The organism is Streptomyces sp. NPDC001410, assembly GCF_042895235.1.
GTDB lineage: Bacteria > Actinomycetota > Actinomycetes > Streptomycetales > Streptomycetaceae > Streptomyces.
Window position 1 is genome coordinate 343,993 of the sequence record NZ_JBIAWE010000008.1, and the last position, 20,232, is coordinate 364,224.

The following is a 20,232-nucleotide window of genomic DNA, read 5'->3' on the forward strand; positions in this document are numbered from 1 at the left end:
AGCAGTTCTCCTCGGCCCTGCCCCTGCCGGCGGCGGGGATCCCGCTGGCGGTCGGGGGGTGACGTCCCCGACTGCCGGCCGAGTGAGTGCAGCGCCACTCATCATGCGGTGCGCCAGCGCCGTCCGGTGCCCGCGCCCTGCTGTACCGCCTCCGCCCGCGCCGTCTCTTCGCCACAGGCCCATGTGAGGCACCGCCGAGCCATACCCGGGAGCGGAAGCCGATGAAGAAGTCCTTGAAGGTCGTAGAACGGCGAGTGGCCGTGCAGCTGGTCGTCTCGCACGTCTACTCGTTGCCCCTCTGCGTACGTCTGCGCTACGAGCCCGCTGATCCCTATGTCGTCCGTGCCGCCTTCTTCGTCGACTGCGACGAGCCGGTCGAATGGGTCTTGGGGCGGGATCTTCTGGCTGACGGTCTGAAGGGTTCCGCAGGCCACGCGGACGTCCGGATCTGGTCGGCCGCGGGGCGGGGGGACCAGTCGATCTACATCGCCCTCGGGTCTTCCGCGGGCACCGCCTTGCTCGAGGTGCCCGTGCAGGACATCTCGTCCTTCCTTCAAGACACCCAGGCTCTGGTGCCACGGGGTACCGAGTCCGGACTCATCGACTGGGATGCCGAACTGGCACACCTCCTCCCCCACGGCTGACCGCCGACCATCCATGCTCAGAAGTAAAGGAACCAGTGTCATGTCCCAGTACCAGCTTCGCGTCTACACCCTGCGCAGCTCCGACGCGCTCGCCGCCTACGAGAAGATCTGGGCCCAGCACATTCCCGGTATGGCCAAGCACCGGATCACCACCCACGGCGTCTGGACGGTGCCCGCGGCGCCCGGAAGCGACACTCCCCGGCTGTACGCCCTCGTTTCCTACAAGGACGCCGACGACGTGCAGGAGCGGCTGGAGGCATACCTGTCGAGTCCTGAATTCCGCGCGGACATGGAGGGCTTCGACATCAGCCAGATCGTCGGCCTCGACGAGACCCTGCTGACGCCCACCGTGGACTCTCCCTTGCGCTGACGGTCGGCCTGCGACGAGTGAGGCGGCCAGAAGGGCCGGTATCCGGCGGCCCTGCGATGGTGGTTCCGGTGTCGTCGATGACGACCCACCAGTGGCGGGCGCCTGTGCGGTCATGTGCATCTCCTCGGACTCGGACAGCATGCCGACCGGTCCAAGGACGGCTCTGCACTGCGTGACCGGGCCCCGGCAACCACGGCCGGCGTCGAGGTGGGGACCGCGACGAGTCGGTTCACTACAACCACGACCGGTACAGCGTCGATCGCTGAGGGCAAGGGCGCCCTTTGTCCGGCAACCACCGTTGGCCACATCTCCGTGATGGCCCCGGCCGGCAGTGGCCTCGCCTGCTCCCGTCGGCCGGGCGCCCTTGCGACGGCACGAAGAACTGCTCCTGCGGGTGTCCTCGTGCCGACCGCCACCGGTCCTCGCAGTAACCGCGTCTCTGTGCAGCCCCCTTGAATCCGACGACAGCCCTTCCGATGGCCCTCCCCGGATGACTCGAAACACCAGGAGTAAGACCCAATGAAGTCATTGAGAACTGTGATCCAGGGGCTACCTGTGAAGCTTGTCGGCGTGTATGCGACGTCCTTGCCCATGATCATGAATCTGCGGTACGAGCCGAGTGATCCCTACGTGGTCCATGTCGCATTCACCACCGATGTCGACAGCGACGAGTCGGTGGAATGGATCATCGGGCGCGATTTGCTGATCGACGGCCTGGAGGGCCCCGTCGGCGAGGGAGACGTTCACATATGGCCCACCGGCGAGGAGGGCTGCCGCGACTTGTACATCCTTCTCAACCCGCCGTCCGGTACGGCCCTGCTCAAGGCCCCAGCGCAGGAATTCAAGGCGTTCCTGCAGGAAACGGAGGCAGTGGTGCCCCGGGGGGCCGAGCTTGACCACAGCGACTTCGACCGCTTGCTGGCGCACTTCCTCGCCGAAAGGTGAGTCCTGTCAGGGTGCGACCTGAGACAGGCACACGGACGTCTGCACCTCGGTGTTCACCGCCATGGTGAGTGGCTGTCAGCAGTCGTGGCGTCGAGAGGGTCGGGCCGAAGCCAGCCTCGGTCAGGATGTTCGCCGCGACTCCGCGGCCGACCCGCCCCGGTGAGACCAGCCGCCACGCGGCAACCCGCTACCTGCGTCGCGTCGCCCACCTTCCCGCGCTCCGTAGCTCGCCGCTCATCGGCAGGCTCTGCCGCAGGGACGCATCTGAAGGCGTCTACGTCGTCGTGGTGCGCCCTGCAGCGGAAGTCTGGCCGCCGTTTGTCCGCTTCGCGCTCGCCTCGCAAGCCCACTGGTGGACGACGGCCGAGTTCCGGTCAGCCGGAGTGCTGGCCGAGCCTGCTGAACTGCTCGACTCATGGACGGCTGCTGGGACGGGCGGCTGCCCGATGAAGAGATCTCGCAGTAGCACGACACCTCACCTGCGCCGGGCCCGCACCTACGACGAGGGGGGACGGGGTCTGCTCCTGGTCGCTCAGTTCGCCGAGCGTTGGGGAACGCGGCACGCCCGCCACGTCAAGACGGTCTGAGCCGAGCTGAGCGAAAAGGGGTCCGCTGGATCCCCGGCATGGGATTCCCTGTAGGCGCGACGACGGACGGAGCTCTGCGGTGAGCGGATGCGTCGACCACGAGTTCGGGGGCTCAGTAGGAACAACGTTCGATGCGCTGCTCGAGCCAGATCGTCTTGCGGCTCTGGCTGTGGCGGCAGCCCCAGCGAGCAGTGAGGCCGGGTGCTGCTGGAGTCGGCAGCTCGACGAGGCCGACGGTTCCCCTCCAGGAGGGAGACCAGGAACAAGCCAACGACCATGGTCATTTCACGGTTCAGCGTCGACATACGGCTGCCGTGTAGAGCTTGGATGTGGAACCACCCCGCCGGGCGGTCTCACCGATGTGACGGGGTGGCTCCCGTGTGTCGCAGCCTGAGATCGCCCGACTGCGGGTGCGCCTCAGCAGCCAGTGCCTGGGGCGCAGCGTCTCAGGCTGACTGGCTCAATGGCCGGCGTGCCGGCCGTCACGACCGGCGGTGAGGCGGCTTTCCAGGCCCGTGATCAGCGTGTCCATCACGAGGCGGAACATGTGGTCCTGGTCAGGGCCTTCGGGGGCCGCACCCGTAGAGCCAGGGTGTGCGTCCGTGGCCCCGTCTGCGTCGGCTTCAGGGCCGTGGGGCTTGAGGGTCGACCACTGGTGGAGTGCGCCGTTTAGTTCTGCGGTGAGGACGCCGATGACGACGGCGACCATCAGCGCCGCGATCTCCGAGACCTCTGACTGCGGAACCCCGGCAGCCTCCACGATCGCGGTGAGCGCGGTCCAGAACGGGTCGTCGGGCTGGATGAAGTCGGGCTGATGGCTGAACGAGTAGGCCATCAGTTCGGGGTGACGGTGCGCCAGGGTCCGGAAGTCCGTTGCGAGCAGGCGGATGCGCTCCTGCCAGGGAGCATCCTCCAGCGTCACGGTGCGGAACTGGGCGCCGACCATTCTCGTCACGCCACGCAGCACCGCTTCCTTGTTCGGCACGTGGTGGTACAGCGACATCGGGTTCGCGTCGAGATCGGTGGCGAGTTTGCGCATGGTGAGCGCCTCGACACCGTCCGCGTCTATCAGCCGCAGGGCGGCGGCGTAGATCCCGGCCTCGGTCAGAGGCACGTCCCTCTTCCTCGTTCCCCGCGGGGGACGCCTCACCTTCTTCTCCATACCTCGTACGGTATCAGTTTCGTACACCGTATGGAAATGACCTGAATCACAGCGCCCACCACGGCGAGCGGGCTTGCTTCACATTTCCATACGTCGTACGGTACTAATTCCATACGGCGTATGTTTCCGTACGGCGCCACGGCATCGACCTGAGCAGCGCGCCCTTGCCCATTCCCCTCCACGCAGAGGAGCAAGTCATGACCACGCACTCCGCGAACGACCTTCGCCCCATCCGGTCCCCGCGTGGGATCCCTCTCCTCGGCAACACGCCGCAGATCCCCGACACCAATCCGGTGGAGTACTTCGGTGAGCTGTCCAAGCAGTTCCCCGAGGGCATCTACAGCATGGACATCGCCGGCATCGAGCAGGTCTTCGTCTACGACCCGGACCTGGTGGCCGAGGTCTGCGACGAGACGCGGTTCTTCAAGCAGATCGACAAGACGCCGCTGCACCACGTCCGGGACTTCGCCGGTGCCGGCCTGTTCACGGCTCACCAGCACGAAGAGGAATGGGGCATGGCACACCGCGTCCTGCTCCCGGCGTTCAGTCAGCGGGCCATGAGGGCTTACTACGGGCAGATGCTGGAGATCGCCCAGGACCTGGCGGGCAAGTGGGAACGCCGGGAGGGTCAGCCGGTCAACATCACCGACGACTACACCCGCCTGACGCTGGACACCATCGCCCTGTCGGGGTTCGGCTACCGGTTCAAGTCCTTCGACAAGGAGGAGCTGCACCCCTTCCTCAACGCGCTGCTGGGCGCGCTGGTGGAGTCGCTGCGGCGCTCGCAGGAACTTCCGATGATGACCAAGCTGCGCAAGGCGGACGACCGGAAGTACCGCGACAACATCCGGCTGATGCAGGACCTGGTCGAGAGCGTGATCAAGGAGCGCCGCGAGGGGAAGGGCACCGGTGAGGAGGACCTGCTGGGTCTGATGCTGGAGGCCACCGACCCGGAGACCGGCAAGTTGCTGGCCGACGACAACGTCCGCGACCAGGTGCTGACGTTCCTGATCGCCGGGCACGAGACCACCAGTGGTCTGCTGTCGTTCGCCACCTACTCGCTGATGCGCAACCCGCACGTCCTGGCCCAGGCGTACGCCGAGGTGGACCGCCTGCTGCCGGGTGACACGGTCCCGGACTACGACACGATCATGCAGCTGGACGTCATCCCGCGGATCCTGGAGGAGACGCTGCGCCTGTGGGCTCCGATCCCGGCGTTCGGCAAGGCCCCGCTGGAGGACACCGTGATCGGCGGCCACTACCAGCTCAAGAAGGGCACGCAGGTCATGATTCTCGAAGGCCCGCTGCACACCCATCCCAAGGCGTGGGAGCGGCCCGACGAGTTCGACATCGATCGGTGGCTGCCGGAGAACCGCGCCCAGCAGCACCCGCACGCCTACAAGCCGTTCGGCAACGGCGTACGCGCCTGCATCGGCCGGCAGTTCGCGCTCACCGAGGCCCGCCTGGCCCTGGCGCTGGTGCTGCAGAAGTTCAAGCTCTCGGACATCAGCGACTACAAGATGGACGTGCGGGAGGCGTTGACGCGCAAGCCCGGCAACTTCGAGCTGATCGTCCGCCGTCGTCAGGAGCACGAGCGGACCGTCTTCGGCGCCGCGGACCTGCAGGCCGGCGACACGCAGGCCCAGGCAGCGGTCAGCGGTGTCGGTGTGAACCTGACCGTCGCCTACGGCTCCAGCCTCGGCTCGTGCGAGGACCTGGCCCGCACCATCGCCGACCGCGGCGAGCGCTCCGGCTTCGGCACCACCCTCATCAGCCTGGACGAGCTGGGTGACAACCTGCCCTCCGAGGGCCTGCTCGCCGTCGTCGCCGCCAGCTACAACGGCAAGGCTCCCGACAACGCCCAGCGCTTCGACGATCTGCTCGCCGCCGGGCTGCCCGAGGGCTCGCTGGCGAATGTGCGGTACGCGCTGCTGGGCGCCGGCAACACCCAGTGGGTGGCCACCTACCAGGCATTCCCCAAGCGGATCGAGGAAGGTCTGCTGGCCGCCGGCGCCACCCCCATCGTCGAGCGCGGCATCGCGGACGCCGCCGGTGACTTCGACGGCATGGCCACGCGGTGGATGGACAACCTGTGGGCCACCCTGGCCGAGGAGTACGCCGCCGACACCTCCCAGGCCAGCGGCCCCCGCTACCAGGTCCAGCTGCTCACCGAGTCCGACGTGCGCCCCGCCATCGTCTCCGAGCAGGCGTACCCGCTCACCGTGGTGACCAACGACGAGCTCGTGGCCGACGCGACCGGACTGTGGGACTTCAGCATCGAGCCGCCGCGCCCGTCCGCGAAGTCCATCACCTTCGAGCTGCCCGACGGCGTCACCTACGACACCGGCAACCACCTGGCCGTCTTCGCCAAGAACGAACTCGCCCTGGTGGAACGCGCACTGAGGCGGCTCGGCGTCGACTACGACCAGGTGCTCCGGCTCGACCAGCCGGCCGGTGGCCGCACCCACCTGCCGGTCGGCACCCCGGTCACCGCCGGCATCCTGCTCACCGAGTTCCTGGAGCTGCAGGACGTGGCCACCCGCTCCCAGATCCAGACGCTCGCCGAGTACACCCAGTGCCCGTGGACCCGGCCGCAGCTCCAGGCGTACACCGCCGACACCCAGGAAGCCGAGGAGCGCTACCAGAAGGAGATCCTCGGCAAGCGCATCTCCGTCCTGGGCCTGCTGGAGCGCTTCCCTGCCGTCGAGCTGCCGCTGGCGGTGTTCCTGGAGATGATGGGCCCCATCCGCCCGCGCTTCTACTCCATCTCCTCCGCCCCGTCCGCCAACCCGCGCCACGTGCGCCTGACCGTCGGCCTGCTGGAAGGCCCGGCCCTGTCCGGCGACGGCCAGTACCGCGGCACCTGCTCCTCCTACATCGCCAGCCTCGAGCCCGGAGACGTCGTCTACGGCTACGTCCGCGTGCCCTCCCCGACGTTCGCACCGCCCGCCGACACCGCCACTCCCCTGATCCTCATCGGCCCCGGCACCGGCATCGCGCCGCTGCGCGGCTTCCTGGAGGAGCGGGCGACACAGCACGCGAACGGCACCCAGGTGGGCCTGTCTCAGGTGTTCGTCGGCTGCCGCCACCCGGAGCACGACTACTTCTACCGCCAGGAGATGCAGGACTGGGAGCAGGCCGGGATCGCGCAGGTCCACACCGCCTTCTCCGCGGTGACCGGCCACCCGGCCCGGTTCGTGCAGAACGCCATCGCCCATGCCGCCGACACGGTGTGGCAGGCCATCGAGGACGGCGCCTACGTCTACGTCTGCGGTGACGGCCGCCGCATGGCCCCCGCCGTCCGCGAGGCCCTCGCAGCCATCCACCGCCAGAAGACCGGCAGCGACGACGAGACCGCCCAGCAGTGGCTCGCCCAGCTCGAAGCGGACGAGCGCTACCAGCAGGACGTCTTCGCCTGACCGGCGCACGCCGTCAAGTCGCGCTGACCCCCAGCCGCCGGGAGGCGTGCGGACGTCCTGCCTCCCCCGCACGCCTCCCGGCCCCACCAGCCATTCAGACACCCCATGGCACCCATGGCCCGAACCACCAGGCCGTGCCGCTCACAGAAAGCAGATCACCATGGACACCATGCTCGCCGGACGCTTCCACCTGGACAGCAAGAAGTTCGCCGTGGAAGAGGTCCCGATCCCCGTACCGGGCCCGGGCGAGGTCCTCATCGAGGTCAAGGCCGCCGGCGTCTGCCTCTCCGACGTCCACCTGCTCGACGGCTCCCTCGTCCCGCTGTTCGCCACCTCCGACACCATCACCGTCGGCCACGAGGTCTCCGGTGTGATCCACACGCTCGGCCCCGACCTCAAGCGCGGCCTGCCCGTCGGCACCCGCGTCACCCTGGAGGCCGGCAAGACCTGCGGCACGTGCGCCGGATGCGTGCGCCACCGCCCCTGCACCCAGATGCTCACCGCCGGCATCGACTACGACGGCGGCTGGGCCGAGTACGTGGTCGCCCGCGAGGACACCCTCATCCCCATCCCCGACAGCCTCCCCTTCGACCAGGCCGCGATCATCCCCGACGCGGTCTCCACCCCCTACGCCGCAGTGGTGGCCACCGCGGGCGTCCGTGCCGCCCAGTCCGTCGGCGTCTGGGGCGTGGGCGGAGTCGGCGCCCACAACGTACGTCTCGCCCGCCTGGTCGGCGCCGCCCCGATCATCGCCGTCGACCCGCTGCCCAGCGCCCGCGAGCGCGCCCTCGCCTTCGGCGCAGACCTCGCGCTCGACCCGGCAGCCCCCGACTTCGCCGACCAGGTCCGCGCAGCCACCGGCGGACGCGGCCTCGACTTCGCCTTCGACTGCGCCGGCGTACCCGCCGTCCGCGACCAGGCCGCCTCCGTGCTCGGCCTGGGCGGCTCCCTGATCCTGGTGGGCATCACGCCCAGGCCGCTCACCATCACCGAGGGCCTGACCTTCAACTACCTGCAGAAGCAGGTGCGCGGCCACTACGGCGGCTTCCCCGAGTCCGTCTCCGAGCTGGTGCAGCTGACCGCGGCCGGCCGCCTCGACCTGGCCCCCTCCATCACCGACCACATCCCGCTCATCGAGGCCGCCGACGCCGTCCACCGACTGGAGAACAAGATCGGCGACCCGATCCGCCTCATCCTCGTCCCCTGACACCCGTCAGCAGGACGACAAGCCACCCTGGGCAGGGGTGAGTGGGCGCCGGTGCGTGAGGGAGCACCGGCGCCCACGGCTTTCCGGCAACCGTGGAGAGGAAGAACCATGCAGACGACCGACACCCCGGGCCGTACTGTGCAGCGCAAGGATGCTCACTCCAACCGCCGACGCATCCTCGCCACCGCCCGGCGGAAACTACGGAAGGACCCGGACGCGAGTCTCGACAGCATCTCTCAGGCGGCCGGCGTCGCCCGGCGCACCCTCTACGGACACTTCCCCAGCCGACATGCGCTGATCGCCGACCTGACCCAGGAAGCAGGCCGTGAGCTCCGGCAGGCGTTCGCCGGAGCCCGTACCGCGGATGCCGACCCGGTCGAGGCGATGACACGGATGGTGCTGGCGGCATGGACGGTGGGCGACCACTACCGCATGCTCATCGCCTTGGGACGGCGCCATCAGGGAGAGGACGAGATCCGCACCACCCTGGCACCGGCCCGCGCAGAAGCCGTCGCAACCCTACGGCGCGGTCAGCGCGAAGGCGTCTTCGCGGTCCACCTTCCAGCACCCGTGCTCGCCCAAGCACTGGAGGCACTCATGCTGGCCCTCGCCGAGGAGAACGCCGCATGCCCGTGGGCGGACCCCAAAGGTGAGGCCGCCGCCACCGCGTTCCTCGTCGCCGCCGGCGTAGCACCACAGAGGGCCGCGCTTCAGGTGCAGGAGGTCATCGGGCGAGTTCGGGCAGCGGGCGACGGGTGACCTCGTGGGCGTCGTCCGCAGCGAGGCCGAGCATGCGCAGGACCATCTCGGCCAGGTCGGAGGCGGCCTCGTCGCCGTCGAGGTCCGGGCGGTCCAGCCGCAGAGCCACCAGGGACAGCAGGGTGCCGCCCAGGGCGGACAGAGCGGTGGTCGCGTTGCCGCAGGAGAAACGGCCCGAGGCGATGCCGATCTCCAGGTCGCGCAGGGCGCGCGGGGAGAGACCGCTGTCGGAGTGGATGTGGGACAAGCCGCGGTCGCGCAGGATCCGCATGAGTTCCGGGTGGGAGTCGGCCATCCGGGCGGTGAGCCGGAAACCGGCCGCGACCAGCTCGGCCGGGTCGTCGATACCTTCCACACGCGCGTCGATGACCTGCCCGAACTCCTCCAAGGCGTCCGTCACCGCCGCGTCGAACAGCTCCGTCTTCGACTCGAAGTGGTTGTAGAAGGACCCGAAGCCGACATCGGCGCGCTCGGCGATGGCCTGGATGCTTGCGCTCGTGTCCCCGGTTTCCGCGAGGATCTGCCGGGCCGCGCGGACGAGCGCCTGGCGGGTCTCGGCACGGCGTCGCTCGAAGCGGTTCTTGGGCGGGGCTGACGTCGGCATACGGGCCAGTGTAACCGTCGCAACGATGACACTGCCATTACTGATGAGATCCTCAATTATTGGGGCTGCGCCTATTGACGACGAGAATCAGCAGAGTTGATGATTTCCTCATTACGGCAGTGTTGCTTGGAGGACACCATGTCCCACATCCCCGTTAACAAGGGCGGTCCTCTGACGCCCCACCAAGACCTCCACAGTGAGCAGGGCGCCCTACGCGGTGAACACCCCGGACGAGCCCGCAATCCCGTGATCAAAGTGGCGGATCTGGCCTGGCTGGAGTTCGAGAAGCCGGACCTGGACCGGGCCGAGGTGTTCGCCCGTGACTTCGGCTTCGCGATCGCCGCCCGCACCGATCACGAACTGTGGCTGCGCGGCACGTTCGAGGGCTCCCCCTGCATGGTCATCCGGCGCGGCCGCGCCTCCCGCTTCCTCGGGCCCGCGTTCCGTGCGGCCGAGCGGGCCGATGTGGACCGGCTGGCCGCCGCCGTCGGGCACACCGTCCGGGACATCGACGTCCCCGGCGGCGGTCGGTCGGTCGCCCTGTTCGATCCCTCGGGACTCCCGGTCCGGGTGGTGCACTGCGCCGAACCGCTGCCCGCGCTGCCCGGGCAGCAGCCGCTGATCCTCAACACCGGCATCGAAGGCCGTCGTACGAACACCACCCAGCGCCCGCCCCGTGAGCCGTCCCGCATCCAGCGCCTCGGCCACGTAGTGCTGGAGACGCGGACGTTCACCCGCACCCTGGACTGGTACCTGGACACCCTTGGCATGATCGTGTCCGACTTCCTGTTCCTGGACGGGCAGCGCCAGCGCGGGCCGACCATGGCGTTCATCCGCTGCGACCAGGGCAGCCTGCCCGTGGACCACCACACCCTCGCCCTGCACCTCGGGCCGGGCACCGGCTACGTCCACTCCGCCTACCAGGTCACCGACCTCGACGCGATCGCCGCCGGCGGGGAGTACCTGGCCGAGCGCGGCTACCAGCGCAGCTGGGGGATCGGCCGGCACATCCAGGGCAGCCAGCTCTTCGACTACTGGCGCGACCCCGACCGCTTCATGCTGGAGCACTTCGCCGACGGCGACCTGTTCTCCTGCGACCTCGAACCCGGATGGGCGCCGATGTCGGCGAGCGGCCTGGCCCAGTGGGGACCGCCCGTCACCCGCGACTTCCTGGGCACCAGCCCCTCCCCCGCCAAGCTCCGCGAGGTCATGACGGCCCTGCGCGACGACAACGAACTCGACCCCGCACGCCTGCTGGGCCTGATGAAAGCGATGAGCTCATGAGCACCAACGTGCTGCGCACCCCCGACGGCTGGTGGGCCGTCCGAAACGAGCGCGCCGTCCGCATCGAGACCAAGGCGGTCACCACCGCCGAACTGCTCGCCGACCGGGCCGCCGTCCAGGAGGCCGCCGCCTCCGACGAGAGCGGCACACCCGTCGCCGACCTGGTCGCGCTGCCCCCGGTCACCACCCCCTGCCGGGTGGTCGCCCAGATGGTCAACTACCGCAGCCACGCCAAGGACTCGGGCTTCACGGGCGACATACCGCCCACCTTCTTCCGCAAGGCGTCCGGCTCGGTCAGCGGCCCGCACGACACGATCGTCCGCCCGGCACACGTGAACTTCCTCGACTACGAAGTCGAACTCGGCCTCGTCATGGGCGCGACACTCCCGGTGGGCACACTTGTGGAGGAGCAGGACCTTCCTTCGTACGTCGCCGGGCTCGTCCTCACCAACGACGTCAGCGCCCGCGACGTTCAGCTGACCAAGACCCAGTTCTACGAGAGCAAGTCCTACCCGACCTTCACCCCGACGGGTCCGTACCTGGCCCTGCTGGAGCCGGAGGACTTCGACCGTCTGATCGACCTGCGACTGCGGCTGTCGGTGAACGGCGTAACGCGTCAGGACCGCACACTGGCCGACATGATCGTGCGGCCCGCGCAGGCGCTCACCCTGCTCGCCCGTTTCCAGACCCTCGACCCGGGCGACCTGCTGCTGACCGGTACGCCCGGCGGCACCGCCCTGAAGGCCCCGCCCAAGCCGGTCGAGAAGATCGCCGCGCTGCTGCCGCCCGCGCTGAAGTGGAAGGCGTTCTTCAACGGCCAGGCCAAGAACCCCCGGTATCTGCGCGACGGTGACCTCGTCACCGCCTCGATCGCCACCCCGGACGGGCGCATCGACCTCGGCGAGCAGCAGACCGCTGTGGCGGACGCGACGTGAGCGCCGCATCCCGGAGACCGGTAGTGATCATCGGCGCGGGACCCGTCGGAGTCACGGCCGCGCTCCTGCTCGCCCGGCACGGAGTGCCCAGCCTGCTCCTCGAACGCCACCGGGACATCTACCCCCTGCCGCGCGCCGTCGTCGTGGACGACGAGGTCCGCCGGATCCTGCAGAGCGTCGGCGTCCACGAGGAGTTCGCCGCCCTCGCCCGGCCGGCGCCCGGGTTGCGGCTGCTGGACGCCCGGCGCCGCGTGATCGCCGAGTTCCCTCGGTCCCTGCACGGACACCACGGCTTCCCGCAGACCAGCATGTTCGACCAGCCGGAGCTGGAACGGCTGCTGCGCGACGCCCTGGCTCGTCGCCCCGAGTGCGAGCTGTGGGGCGGGGTGGAGGTCGTGTCCGTCACCCAGGACACCGACGGAACGGCTCCGGTCCGGGTCACCTTCCGCCGCGACGGCAGCGACGAGGACGAGCACGTGTGGGCCGACGCCGTCCTCGGCTGCGACGGCGCCGGCAGCCTCACCCGCGACGCCATCGGCGCCGTGTGGGAGGACCTGCACTTCGAGGAGAGCTGGCGGGTCATCGACGTGCGCACCAGCCTCCCGGTGCGCACCTGGGAAGGCGCCGAGCAGATCTGCTGCCCCACCCGCCCGGCCACCTTCATGCGAGTCGGCGAGGACCGCTACCGCTGGGAGTTCCGGCTGGCCGAGGGCGAGTCCCTGGACGGCCCGGAAGGACTGGAGCAGCTGCACGAGCTGGTCGCCCCCTGGGTCGACCTGCCGTCCGCCGCCCATGGGGGCGACGACTTCGAGGTGATCCGGCAGGCGCGGTACACCTTCCGGGCCCGCCTCGCCGACCGGTGGCGCCGGGGACGCGTCTTCCTGCTGGGCGACGCGGCCCACCTCACCCCGCCCTTCATCGGGCAGGGCCTGTGCGCGGGCCTGCGCGACGCCCGCAACCTCACCTGGAAACTCGCCCGCGTCCTTCAGCAGGGTGCGGACGACCGGCTGCTGGACACCTACCAGCAGGAGCGCAAGCCGCACGCCCGCCACGTGATCCGTGTCGCGGTCGCCGTCGGCTGGGCCATGACCGGCGGACAGGACCGCGGTGCGGCCATCCGCCGGGCCGTGGTGGGCGCGGCCTGCCGCATCCCCGGTGTGACCGCGGCGGTGAGCCGCGACCTCAGTCCCTCACTGACCGCCAATCCGCTGGTACGACGCCGCCCCCGGCTGACCGGCCGCTCACTGGCCGGCACCTTCTGCCCGCAGCCCTGGGTGATGGTCGACGGCAGGCGAGAGCGCCTCGACGACATCCTCGGGGACTCCTTCGCCGTGCTGACCGCCGTGCCGCCCACGGCACGGATGACGGGCGTGGCCACGGCCCTTGGCGCATCCGTGATCCATGTCGGCGACCTGGACGACGACGGCACGCTGGCCGCCTGGCTGGCACGCGGCCGGGCGGACGCCGTCCTGCTGCGCCCCGACCGCGTCGTGATGGACACCGTCCCCACCGGCACCGGCGACTTCACCGACGCCGCCGCCTGGGCTCCCCTGCTGCACACGGCCCGCCGCCCCGCCGAAGCCCGGCCCGCACCCTGACGAGGAACACCACACCATGACCACCCCGCACTCCACGCCCTATCCGGAGCCCTTCCTGCCGCCCGACCCCCAAGCGGCCGCCGGCAGCCGCATCGCGGACTTCGCCCGCTGGGCCGCCCGGCACCAGGGCACCGACGGCATCCAGGACCCCACCGCCTACCAGGCCCTGCACCACTGGTCCGTCACCGACCTGGAAGGCTTCTGGGCCGCGGTGTGGGAGTACTTCGACATCGACGCCGCCACACCGTACGAGCGGGTGCTGGCCGAGGAGACCATGCCCGGCGCCCGCTGGTTCCCCGGCGCCACCCTCAACTACGCCCACCACGCCCTGCGCAACCTGCACCCGGACGCACCCGCGATCACCGCGCTGGACGAGACCGGAGCCGCCTACGAGATCACGGGACGACAGCTGCGCGCCCAGGTCGCCTCCGTCGCCGCCACCCTGCGCGACCTGGGCGTCGGACAGGGCGACAGGGTGGTCGGCTACCTGCCCAACACGCCCCACGCCGTCATCGCCTTCCTCGCCGCGGCCAGCCTGGGCGCGGTGTGGTCGGTGTGCGGCCAGGACTACGCGCCCAAGGCCGCCGCTGACCGCTTCGCCCAGCTCGAACCCACGGTGCTCATCACGGCGGACGGCTACCTCTTCAACGGCACCCGCCACGACCGCCGCGCCGCTTCCCTCGAACTGGCCGACGCCCTTCCCACGCTCAAGGCCACGGTTGTCGTGGATCACCTGGGCCGTGCGTGGTCCGCGACCCGGGCCGCGGGCCTGACGGTTCCCTGGGAGGACGCGGCCGGCCGCACCGAGTACCTCGGGATCACTCCGGTGCCGTTCGACCACCCGCTGTGGATCGTCTTCTCCTCCGGCACCACCGGCCTGCCCAAGGGCATTGTCCACGGCCACGGCGGCGTCCTGCTGGAGCACCTCAAGACCCTGGGCCTGCACAGCGACCTGGGCGTCGGCGACCGCCTGCTGTGGTACACCACCACCCACTGGATGATGTGGAACCTCGTCGTCTCCACCCTGCTGACCGGCGCCACCACCTGCACCTACGACGGCAGCCCCGCGCCGGTGGCGCACCCGGACGTCCTCTGGGCGCTGGCGGCCCGCCACAAGGTCACCGTCTTCGGCACCAGCCCCCAGTACCTGCTGGCCATGGCCAAGCTGGGCATCGAACCCTCCCTGCACGACCTGTCTGCCGTCCGCGCCATCGGCAGCACCGGCTCCACCCTGCCCAACTCCGCCTACCACTGGGTCCGCGACCACGTCGGCGCAGGCATCCAGTTGGCCTCCACCAGCGGCGGCACCGACGTCGTCTCCGCCTTCGCCGGCAGCGCCCCCACCACCCCGGTGTGGGCGGGTGAGCTGTCGACCCCCAACCTCGGCGTGGCGCTCGCGGCGTACGACGCCGCGGGACGGCCGGTCGTCGACCAGGTCGGCGAACTGGTCGTCACCCGCCCGATGCCCTCCATGCCGCTGTACTTCTGGAACGACCCCGACGGCAGCCGCTACCGCGACGCCTACTTCACCGCCTACCCGGGCGTGTGGCGGCACGGCGACTGGATCACCCTCACCTCCCACGGCTCGGTGATCGTGCACGGCCGCTCCGACGCCACCCTCAACCGCAACGGCGTACGCCTGGGCAGCGCCGACATCCACGACATCGTCGAACGCCTCCCCGAGATCACCGAGGCCCTCGTCATCGGCGCGGAGGAACTCGACGGCGGCTACTGGATGCCCCTGTTTGTCGTCCCCGCGTCCGGAGTCACGCTGGACGACGCCCTGCGGGAGAAGATCCGCAACGCCCTCCGCACCGGCGCCTCACCCCGCCACGTCCCCGACGAGATCCTCGCCGTACCGGCCATCCCGCACACCAGGACCGGCAAGAAGCTCGAGGTCCCGGTCAAGCGCCTCCTCCAGGGCGCCCCCGCCGACCAGGTCCTCAACCCCTCCGCCGTCGACAACCCCGACCTGATCGCCTACTTCGCCGACCTGGGAGCCGAACGCCGCCAGGCCCGTCACCCGCACACCCCCGAGGGCGTCTCTTGATCCTCTCCGCCTCGCTGACCTGTCTCATCGCGTTGATCTTCGCCCTGCTGGGCGCGGCCAAGATCCTGGCCCTGGGTCCGATGCCCGAGCTCGCCGCCCACGCCGGCTTCACCACCGCGGCCTACCGGGTCATCGGCGGCCTGGAGCTGGCCGGCGCCATCGGCGTGGCCCTCGGCCCGGTCGTACCGCTGTGCGGCGGTCTGGCCGGCATCGGACTGCTGATGCTGCTCGCCGGTGCCGTGACCACGCACGTATGCAAACGCGACGGGCTGACCAAACTCCTCCCCGCGGTGACATGCGCGGCCCTGGTCGCCTGGTATCTCGCACTCCTCGTCGGCCTCTGACCCGTTCCCGGAGACTGTCGGCGGCTACTCGTCCTGTTAGCGAGCCCACGGCGGGGCTGGCAGACTGACTCTGTGGTTCCGCTGACGGTCGCGGCGGATCGGATCGCGTCCTCATCGCTTACCGGCGCCAGTGTGGTATCAGTCTGCGCACTGCTCTTCACCGTCGCGTCGTTCTGGTGGCTCAACGCCCGACAGGGACGCCTGCAGGCGTGGGAACCTCATTCCTTCGCGGCGATCGTCCACGGTTCCACGGCACGCCTACGACTGCCTCTCGTCCTGCACAACACCGGTCCCAAGCCGATCGTCGTGCAGGACCTCATCCTGACCTTCCCCGATGAGCCCGCCTCTCATCTGCCCCTCCTGTGGGTGTCCTCCACGTCCCGGCTCCAACCGGGGCCGGACGAGGAGGTGAAGCTGCCCGCCGGATTCGTCGTGCCAGGCAGAGAAGCGCAACAGCTCTTCCTCGAGTTCGAGGCACCGTTTTCCGGCTTCCTCCCGGAGGCCCGTGACTACAAGGCCCAGATACAGGTGCGGGTCGGCCACCGCAAGGGTTGGCACCCCCTGCTGACGTTCATCTTGAGGGCCGCCAACATCATCGATCCAGGTCGCTACACCGTCTACAACAACGCACCGGTCGAGCTGACGAAGGAAGATCAGAGGAGAGCGGACGCCGCGCTTCTCCAGCTGCTAGAAGAGCACGGGGACGGCTCCCCTCCGGGCGGCAGGAGACGGGGAGACCCTCCGAATGACGAAGGTGACGCCGACACGAGCCGCTGATATCGCCGTCCGTCCTCTGACGTGGACGGCGGTGGCACCGGCCCCGCCGGGCCGCCACAGCCACCGCACCGATCACTCGCGTCAGTCGACGCAACCGGCCGCCGCGAGGTCGAGCGCAATGTCCGTGATCATGCCCGCCTGGCCGCCGACCATCCTGCGCCGGCCGGCTTCGATAGGGATCGCCCGGGTGTCCAGGCCGTGACGGCGCGCCGCGGCAACGGCGTGCTGGAGGAACCCGGAGTACACGCCCGCGTACCCGAGGGCGAGCATCTCGCGGTCCACCCGCACCTCGCGGGCCTGCAGGGGGCGGACGATGTCGGTCGGCAGCGTCCATCAGGCGGAACAGGTCGCAGCTTCCGCGACCATGAACAGCCTGCGGACGAGAAGCCCGTGCGCCCCTCGGCGGGGGCAGGCATCGCCTCAGACGCCTCCCGGAGCGTTCGACTTTGCAGGGGCGAAGGCTATGACTGTTGGTCGCCAAGGGCCCCGGCCGGATTTTTGCCGAGCACTCGACGCGAGGGCGCAGGGAGGAGAACCCGGGGGCAGCGGTGCCGACGCCGGAGCTGCAGCACACCCGCCCGGAAGCCCCCGCCGGCCGCGCCTGTAGGAGCTTGCCGTCGAGCGCAGCTCTCACCGGCGCTCTCACACACAGCCCCTATGAGCGGGGTGCTGGCTGTAGCTGTTTGACCAGGTGGAAGACCTCGCGTGCCGCGTAGCGCTTGAGGCAGCGGATGATTTCGCGTCGGGTCTTGCCCTCCTTGATCCGGCGCTCGTAATAGTCCTGAGTGCGCGGGTCGACCCGCAGACGGGTGAACACGATGCGATGGAGCGCGGCATTCGCCTGACGGTCGCCACCACGGTTGAGACGACGGAACTGCCGGCGTCCCGAGGAACGCTCGACCGGGCTCACACCGCACAACATGGCGAAGGACGCCTCGCTGTCCAGCCGTTCCGGGTTGCCCCCACCGTGATCAGCAACGTGACCGCCGTGTCCGGGCCGACCCCCACCACCTCGAGCAGCTGCGGGGCATGACGTTCCACGAGCCACGTCAGACGGGCGTCCACCTCACGGATCTGCTCGGAGAGCTGGCCGATCCGGGATGCCAGCAGGCCCAGCGTGATCCGGGTGGCCTGCAGCACCCGCGACCCTGCGCTGGCAGGGCCGCCCGCTTGGAATGACACTCTCGACGCCGGGGCTGCAGCGGGTGCCACCGTGCCGGCCACGTGAACCAGTCCTCGGCGGCGTAGGGCCCGCACCATCTCCGCTCCCAGAAGTCGCTCCACGAAGATCCTTGGAGGGCAAGTGGTCATCGGCTCGAACGGCAGCGGCCTGGCCTACATGTGAACCTCCTCCCAGCTGACCTGGTCACCTTCTACGACAGCATCGGCGAGGTCACCTGGGCGGACATCGGCAACGGCTACTTCACATCACCGTGAGACAGACCAGGCACATAGCTGGACCCACGGTGACCGCACCAGAGTTCATCAGGGCCGGCAGGACGGCCGGACGCTGAGCAGCTCGGTCCGCAGCACGGGCATGCCGTCGACAGGCGCCGGGTCCTGCGTAGTTGGCTCGATTCCGCCAGCAGCGATCTTGTCGAGCGTCTTCAGGCCGGCGGCACCGACCGTGCCGAACACCGTGTAGTTCGGTCGCAGCGCGGAGTCGCCGTAGACGACGAAGAACTGCGAACCGTTCGTGTTCGGCCCGGCGTTGGCCATCGCCAGCAAACCGCGCCCGTAAAGGCGACGGACGCCGGTCGGATCGCTCGGTGCCGGCGGCAGGTCCACCGGCAGCTCGTCCTTGTACTCGTACCCCGGCCCACCCTCGCCAGTGCCGGTCGGGTCGCCACACTGCAGGACTTTCAGCGTCGGATACGCCGTCAGCCGATGGCACACCGTACGGTCGTAGAACCGGTGCCGCGCCAGGTGCACGAAGCTCTGGACCGTGCACGGCGCCTTCGCCCGGTCCAGATGCAGCGGGAGCGGGCCCTGGCTGGTCGGGACAGCCATATCGACCGTGCCGTGACTGGGGGTGTGCCGCGGGTCGGGCGGCAAGGGAACCGGCCGCGCCGCCGGCTCGTTCGGTGTCTGGGTGTACCGGCAAGGACCGTGCGTGGTTCGCGGCGGGGCATCGGAAGCGGAGGCGGTGGTGCTGCCCCCGGACACGACCAACGCTGCTGCCACCAATGCGGTGATGAGAGCTCGGTTCATCCTGCACACCCTCCAAAAGATCGCCAGATTTCGGAGCGGTCGCAGTCTAAAGCGCGGACCTGCGGGCGAGTACCCGCCCGCAAGCCACATCCGTCTCCCAGCCTTCGGCCCGCGGCCGCGGGCCACTTCGTTCGGATGCGGCACAGCGTCGGCTGGCCGATCAGGGCGTCCACCCGGTGCACGACGGATGCTCCCCGAACCCGGTCGAGCGGCCTCCCCAGTCCACGCAGAGGCCCCCACCGAACGTTGCCGTGCGCATGAGGTGATCTCACCGGGGTGCCGCTGTCGAGATTGACGGTGCCGCTGCCGTCATCTCGGGTCACTCCGGGGGAAGGCGTCGCCGGTCGGCCAGCGTTCCGGCAGACCGAGAGCGGTGTGGACGGAGCGAATCGCGGGCTGGCGCTCGACCTGGATCCCAGCCAGTTGCGCGGTTGCCCAGGTAGGGAAGATGGGGGCGGGAAGCGAGGCGGGATCCGGGCTTTGCCAGAGAACGGGAGTGTTTTTCGTCCAGGTCAGCCGATCATTCCGCGGCACAGAGACCGACATCTTGGTTCAGGAGGCGTTCGCAGACGCCGCAGCAGGATCGAGGAGCGGACGCTCGCTGCTCAGGAAGGCTGAGGCCCCCGCCATCAACTGCCCGGCAGGGGCCTCAGTGACCCATCACGTGTCACGGACGCCCCTATAACGGGGGGACGCTGGATACCGTCCTGACCAGGTTGAAGACCTCTCGGGCGGCATATCGCTTGAGGCATCGGATGATCTCACGTCGGGTCTTGCCCTCCTGGGTGCGGCGTTCGTAGTACGCCTGGGTGCGCGGGTCGTGGCGCAGCCGGGTGAACACGATGCGGTGCAGAGCGGCATTCGCCTGCCGGTCGCCGCCGTGGTTGAGCCTCCGTGAGCTCCGACCGCCCGAGGAGTACTCGATGGGACTGACTCCGCACAGCGCGGCGAAAGACGCCTCGGTGCTCAGCCGCTCGGGATCATTCCCTTCACCACCCACGCCATGAGCGGCCTGGGCACCACGCGCCGCGACTACGCAGCCTCATGCCGCGGTGCAGCCTTTGCCGATGGTCTGGCGATTCGGGGCGAAGAGGTCACACAAGGGGACAGCGCCATCAGGGCCTGGCTGGCGCGCGTTCGTCTCGTCATCTCCTAACGCGTCTGGCCGCCACCAAGGAGCGGCTGGGGGCGGACCACCACCGCGTCAGCCGGCCACTGCAAGATGTCCCCGCCTGTGCACTTGAATCGGCGAGAGGCGCCAACTCAAGTACACAGGCGCGTCTCATCCGAACGAGGGGTCCTCGCAGCCACCGTGAATTCCCGCAGAAGGGACGGG

The 20,232-nt window shown here is 69.5% G+C and carries 17 protein-coding genes and 3 pseudogenes; 13 read left to right on the top strand and 7 right to left on the bottom strand.

What is annotated here, in order from left to right; translation table 11 throughout:
* Positions 1 to 221 precede the first annotated feature (221 nt).
* The 4 genes and pseudogenes from ACFY3C_RS19825 to ACFY3C_RS19840 form a co-directional block, all read left to right on the top strand.
* Complete coding sequence (locus ACFY3C_RS19825) at positions 222 to 644, top strand: SsgA family sporulation/cell division regulator (protein ID WP_384470099.1); 423 nt, start codon at positions 222 to 224, stop codon at positions 642 to 644.
* 40 nt (positions 645 to 684) lie between these two features.
* Entirely contained in the window at positions 685 to 1,014 is a 330-nt protein-coding gene (locus tag ACFY3C_RS19830) for an NIPSNAP family protein (protein ID WP_030645456.1), read from the top strand.
* A 555-nt stretch (positions 1,015 to 1,569) separates the two neighbouring features.
* Positions 1,570 to 1,959 (top strand): SsgA family sporulation/cell division regulator, encoded by a 390-nt coding sequence (locus tag ACFY3C_RS19835; RefSeq protein ID WP_390771667.1) that lies wholly within the window; start codon positions 1,570 to 1,572, stop codon positions 1,957 to 1,959.
* Positions 1,960 to 2,420: 461 nt separating this feature from the next.
* Positions 2,421 to 2,546: pseudogene (locus ACFY3C_RS19840) on the top strand (protein phosphatase); the annotation flags it as partial.
* 460 nt (positions 2,547 to 3,006) lie between these two features.
* On the opposite strand, the gene ACFY3C_RS19845 reads toward ACFY3C_RS19840, so the two are convergent.
* Positions 3,007 to 3,660 carry a TetR/AcrR family transcriptional regulator gene (locus tag ACFY3C_RS19845; protein WP_390771668.1) on the bottom strand — a complete coding sequence of 218 codons (654 nt, stop codon included), beginning with the start codon at positions 3,658 to 3,660 and terminating at the stop codon, positions 3,007 to 3,009.
* A gap of 245 nt (positions 3,661 to 3,905) precedes the next feature.
* Here ACFY3C_RS19845 and ACFY3C_RS19850 point away from each other — a divergent pair, with 245 nt between their 5' ends.
* The 3 genes from ACFY3C_RS19850 (at position 3,906) to ACFY3C_RS19860 (ending at position 9,093) form a co-directional block, all read left to right on the top strand.
* The gene (locus tag ACFY3C_RS19850; RefSeq protein WP_390771669.1) at positions 3,906 to 7,127 is read left to right on the top strand and encodes a bifunctional cytochrome P450/NADPH--P450 reductase; all 3,222 of its coding nucleotides are present in this window, start codon (positions 3,906 to 3,908) and stop codon (positions 7,125 to 7,127) included.
* Between the two features lie 160 nt (positions 7,128 to 7,287).
* Positions 7,288 to 8,334 (top strand): zinc-binding dehydrogenase, encoded by a 1,047-nt coding sequence (locus tag ACFY3C_RS19855; protein WP_390771670.1) that lies wholly within the window; start codon positions 7,288 to 7,290, stop codon positions 8,332 to 8,334.
* Positions 8,335 to 8,442: 108 nt separating this feature from the next.
* Complete coding sequence (locus ACFY3C_RS19860) at positions 8,443 to 9,093, top strand: TetR/AcrR family transcriptional regulator (RefSeq protein WP_390771671.1); 651 nt, start codon at positions 8,443 to 8,445, stop codon at positions 9,091 to 9,093.
* Here the strand turns inward: ACFY3C_RS19860 and ACFY3C_RS19865 are convergent.
* Complete coding sequence (locus tag ACFY3C_RS19865) at positions 9,059 to 9,697, bottom strand: TetR/AcrR family transcriptional regulator (protein ID WP_386576210.1); 639 nt, start codon at positions 9,695 to 9,697, stop codon at positions 9,059 to 9,061. The two genes, ACFY3C_RS19860 and ACFY3C_RS19865, sit on opposite strands and share 35 nt — an antisense overlap.
* A gap of 138 nt (positions 9,698 to 9,835) precedes the next feature.
* Here ACFY3C_RS19865 and ACFY3C_RS19870 point away from each other — a divergent pair, with 138 nt between their 5' ends.
* The 6 genes from ACFY3C_RS19870 to ACFY3C_RS19895 all read left to right on the top strand — a co-directional run bounded on the left by ACFY3C_RS19870 (position 9,836) and on the right by ACFY3C_RS19895 (position 16,685).
* Positions 9,836 to 10,981, top strand: a complete 1,146-nt coding sequence (locus ACFY3C_RS19870) for a VOC family protein (RefSeq protein WP_390771672.1) — start codon at positions 9,836 to 9,838, stop codon at positions 10,979 to 10,981.
* On the top strand, positions 10,978 to 11,916 hold the full coding sequence (locus ACFY3C_RS19875) for a fumarylacetoacetate hydrolase family protein (protein WP_390771673.1): 939 nt from the start codon (positions 10,978 to 10,980) through the stop codon (positions 11,914 to 11,916). Before ACFY3C_RS19870 ends, ACFY3C_RS19875 begins: the two co-directional genes overlap by 4 nt.
* A complete protein-coding gene (locus tag ACFY3C_RS19880) occupies positions 11,913 to 13,514 on the top strand; it encodes a bifunctional 3-(3-hydroxy-phenyl)propionate/3-hydroxycinnamic acid hydroxylase (protein ID WP_390771674.1) in 1,602 nt (533 codons plus the stop codon). Before ACFY3C_RS19875 ends, ACFY3C_RS19880 begins: the two co-directional genes overlap by 4 nt.
* Positions 13,515 to 13,530: 16 nt before the next feature.
* Entirely contained in the window at positions 13,531 to 15,564 is a 2,034-nt protein-coding gene (locus ACFY3C_RS19885; protein WP_390771675.1) for an acetoacetate--CoA ligase, read from the top strand.
* The gene (locus ACFY3C_RS19890; protein ID WP_390771676.1) at positions 15,561 to 15,908 is read left to right on the top strand and encodes a DoxX family protein; all 348 of its coding nucleotides are present in this window, start codon (positions 15,561 to 15,563) and stop codon (positions 15,906 to 15,908) included. Before ACFY3C_RS19885 ends, ACFY3C_RS19890 begins: the two co-directional genes overlap by 4 nt.
* A 72-nt stretch (positions 15,909 to 15,980) precedes the next feature.
* Complete coding sequence (locus tag ACFY3C_RS19895; protein WP_386576218.1) at positions 15,981 to 16,685, top strand: hypothetical protein; 705 nt, start codon at positions 15,981 to 15,983, stop codon at positions 16,683 to 16,685.
* A gap of 81 nt (positions 16,686 to 16,766) precedes the next feature.
* On the opposite strand, the pseudogene ACFY3C_RS19900 reads toward ACFY3C_RS19895, so the two are convergent.
* The 5 genes and pseudogenes from ACFY3C_RS19900 to ACFY3C_RS19920 all read right to left on the bottom strand — a co-directional run.
* Positions 16,767 to 17,037: pseudogene (locus ACFY3C_RS19900) on the bottom strand (4-hydroxy-2-oxovalerate aldolase); the annotation flags it as partial.
* Between the two features lie 303 nt (positions 17,038 to 17,340).
* The gene (locus ACFY3C_RS19905; protein WP_386576219.1) at positions 17,341 to 17,595 is read right to left on the bottom strand and encodes a transposase; all 255 of its coding nucleotides are present in this window, start codon (positions 17,593 to 17,595) and stop codon (positions 17,341 to 17,343) included.
* Positions 17,592 to 17,825 carry a hypothetical protein gene (locus tag ACFY3C_RS19910; protein ID WP_390771677.1) on the bottom strand — a complete coding sequence of 78 codons (234 nt, stop codon included), beginning with the start codon at positions 17,823 to 17,825 and terminating at the stop codon, positions 17,592 to 17,594. Before ACFY3C_RS19910 ends, ACFY3C_RS19905 begins: the two co-directional genes overlap by 4 nt.
* A 345-nt stretch (positions 17,826 to 18,170) precedes the next feature.
* Positions 18,171 to 18,896 (bottom strand): peptidylprolyl isomerase, encoded by a 726-nt coding sequence (locus ACFY3C_RS19915; RefSeq protein ID WP_390771678.1) that lies wholly within the window; start codon positions 18,894 to 18,896, stop codon positions 18,171 to 18,173.
* Between the two features lie 679 nt (positions 18,897 to 19,575).
* Positions 19,576 to 19,884: pseudogene (locus tag ACFY3C_RS19920) on the bottom strand (transposase); the annotation flags it as partial.
* Positions 19,885 to 20,232 lie beyond the last annotated feature (348 nt).

What these genes read in the sequence shown, in the direction of transcription:
- ACFY3C_RS19875 (WP_390771673.1), top strand. Translation starts at nt 10,978, where the DNA reads ATGAGCACCAACGTGCTGCGCACCCCCGACGGCTGGTGGGCCGTCCGA.
- ACFY3C_RS19885 (WP_390771675.1), top strand. Translation starts at nt 13,531, where the DNA reads ATGACCACCCCGCACTCCACGCCCTATCCGGAGCCCTTCCTGCCGCCC.
- ACFY3C_RS19915 (WP_390771678.1), bottom strand. Translation starts at nt 18,896, where the DNA reads ATGAACCGAGCTCTCATCACCGCATTGGTGGCAGCAGCGTTGGTCGTG.
- ACFY3C_RS19870 (WP_390771672.1), top strand. Translation starts at nt 9,836, where the DNA reads ATGTCCCACATCCCCGTTAACAAGGGCGGTCCTCTGACGCCCCACCAA.
- ACFY3C_RS19850 (WP_390771669.1), top strand. Translation starts at nt 3,906, where the DNA reads ATGACCACGCACTCCGCGAACGACCTTCGCCCCATCCGGTCCCCGCGT.
- ACFY3C_RS19830 (WP_030645456.1), top strand. Translation starts at nt 685, where the DNA reads ATGTCCCAGTACCAGCTTCGCGTCTACACCCTGCGCAGCTCCGACGCG.
- ACFY3C_RS19860 (WP_390771671.1), top strand. Translation starts at nt 8,443, where the DNA reads ATGCAGACGACCGACACCCCGGGCCGTACTGTGCAGCGCAAGGATGCT.
- ACFY3C_RS19825 (WP_384470099.1), top strand. Translation starts at nt 222, where the DNA reads ATGAAGAAGTCCTTGAAGGTCGTAGAACGGCGAGTGGCCGTGCAGCTG.
- ACFY3C_RS19865 (WP_386576210.1), bottom strand. Translation starts at nt 9,697, where the DNA reads ATGCCGACGTCAGCCCCGCCCAAGAACCGCTTCGAGCGACGCCGTGCC.
- ACFY3C_RS19855 (WP_390771670.1), top strand. Translation starts at nt 7,288, where the DNA reads ATGGACACCATGCTCGCCGGACGCTTCCACCTGGACAGCAAGAAGTTC.